Source organism: Nocardia sp. NPDC058666, from assembly GCF_042714895.1.
Taxonomy (GTDB): Bacteria; Actinomycetota; Actinomycetes; order Mycobacteriales; family Mycobacteriaceae; genus Nocardia.
On the sequence record NZ_JBHXRY010000080.1, the window covers coordinates 1 to 1,356 of the forward strand.

Genomic DNA, 1,356 nt, shown 5'->3' on the forward strand with positions numbered 1-1,356 from the left:
ACCCTCGCCTGCACCGCAGCCCTCGCCGCCCTCGGCCGCGCACTGACCCTGCACGGCCGCGCCTCCGCCACCTAGAACACCCCCGGCCCACCACCGGCCCGTCCGTCCGCCACCGCCCCACCCCCCCACCCCGCGAACGGCGCCCGCTCTCTTTCCGTCCCCCGCGGGAGAGCGGGCGCTTCGCCACGCCGTCCGAAAGGATGAGGACATGGACACGCTCACCGGCCTCCTCGAAGGCCCCAAAGCCCGCGGGGCCTTCCTCCTCAAGTCCGTCCTCAACCCGCCCTGGTCCCTGCGCGTCGAGGACCGCGCCCCCCTCTCCGTCGTCACCATGGTCCACGGCGACGCCTGGCTGCTCCCCGACCACGCCACCCCCGTCCTCATCCGCCCCGGAGACGTCGCCGTCGTACGCGGCCCCGACCCCTACACCGTCGCCGACGCCCCCGACACCCCCGTCCAGATCACCGTCGGCCCCGAACAGCGCTGCAACACCACCGAGGGCGAGGACGTCACCGACACCATGGCCCTGGGCGTGCGCACCTGGGGCGAGGCCTTCCAGGACGACGGCTCCGCCATCATGCTCAGCGGCACCTACCAGGCACCCAGCGAGATCGGCCGCCGCCTGCTGACCGCACTGCCGACCATCCTGGTCCGCCCCGCCGAAGCCGCCGACAACACCCTGGTCACCCTCCTCACCTCGGAGATCTCCAAGGACGAACCCGGCCAGGAGATCGTCCTGGACCGGCTCCTGGACCTGCTGCTCATCGGCGTCCTGCGGACCTGGCTCGCCGCCCCCCACAGCGGCGCCCCCGCCTGGTACCGCGCACAGGGCGACCCCGTCGTCGGCCCCGCCCTGCGGCTGCTCCACGAGAACCCCTTCCACGGCTGGACCGTGGAAGAACTCGCCCTCAAGGTCGGCGTCTCACGGGCCTCCCTGGCCCGCCGGTTCACCGACGTCGTCGGCGAGCCCCCGGTCGCCTACCTGACCGGCTGGCGCCTGGCCCTGGCCGCCGACCTGCTGCGCGAACCGGACGCCACCGTCACGGGCGTCGCCCGCCGCGTCGGCTACAGCTCCGCCTTCGCCCTCTCCACGGCCTTCAAAAGGGTCCGCGGCATCAGCCCCCAGGAGTACCGCACCGGCGCAGCCCCCGCCACCGCCCCCCAGGCCGCACAACCGCCCCGCACCGTCGTCCTCCCCGCCCCCTGAACCACCCGCACCCCTGAACCACCCGCACCCGCAACGACCCGGCCACCCCCGCCCGGTGGAGGCCGGCCGGCCCCCGGGGAGTCCCCGGTCAGACCCGGGCGCCGGCGTGCACCGGACGCGCCACCGCCGTCACCACCAGACCCCGCCCC

Annotated in this window: 1 protein-coding gene; it reads left to right on the plus strand. The window is 75.0% G+C overall.

The genetic code is table 11. From position 1 onward, the window contains the following. Positions 1–208: 208 nt before the first annotated feature. A complete protein-coding gene (locus tag ACFWVD_RS28600; protein ID WP_030390257.1) occupies positions 209–1,207 on the plus strand; it encodes an AraC family transcriptional regulator in 999 nt (332 codons plus the stop codon). Positions 1,208–1,356: the final 149 nt, after the last annotated feature.

Coding starts and splice junctions, on each gene's coding strand:
- ACFWVD_RS28600 (WP_030390257.1), top strand. CDS start 209: ATGGACACGCTCACCGGCCTCCTCGAAGGCCCCAAAGCCCGCGGGGCC.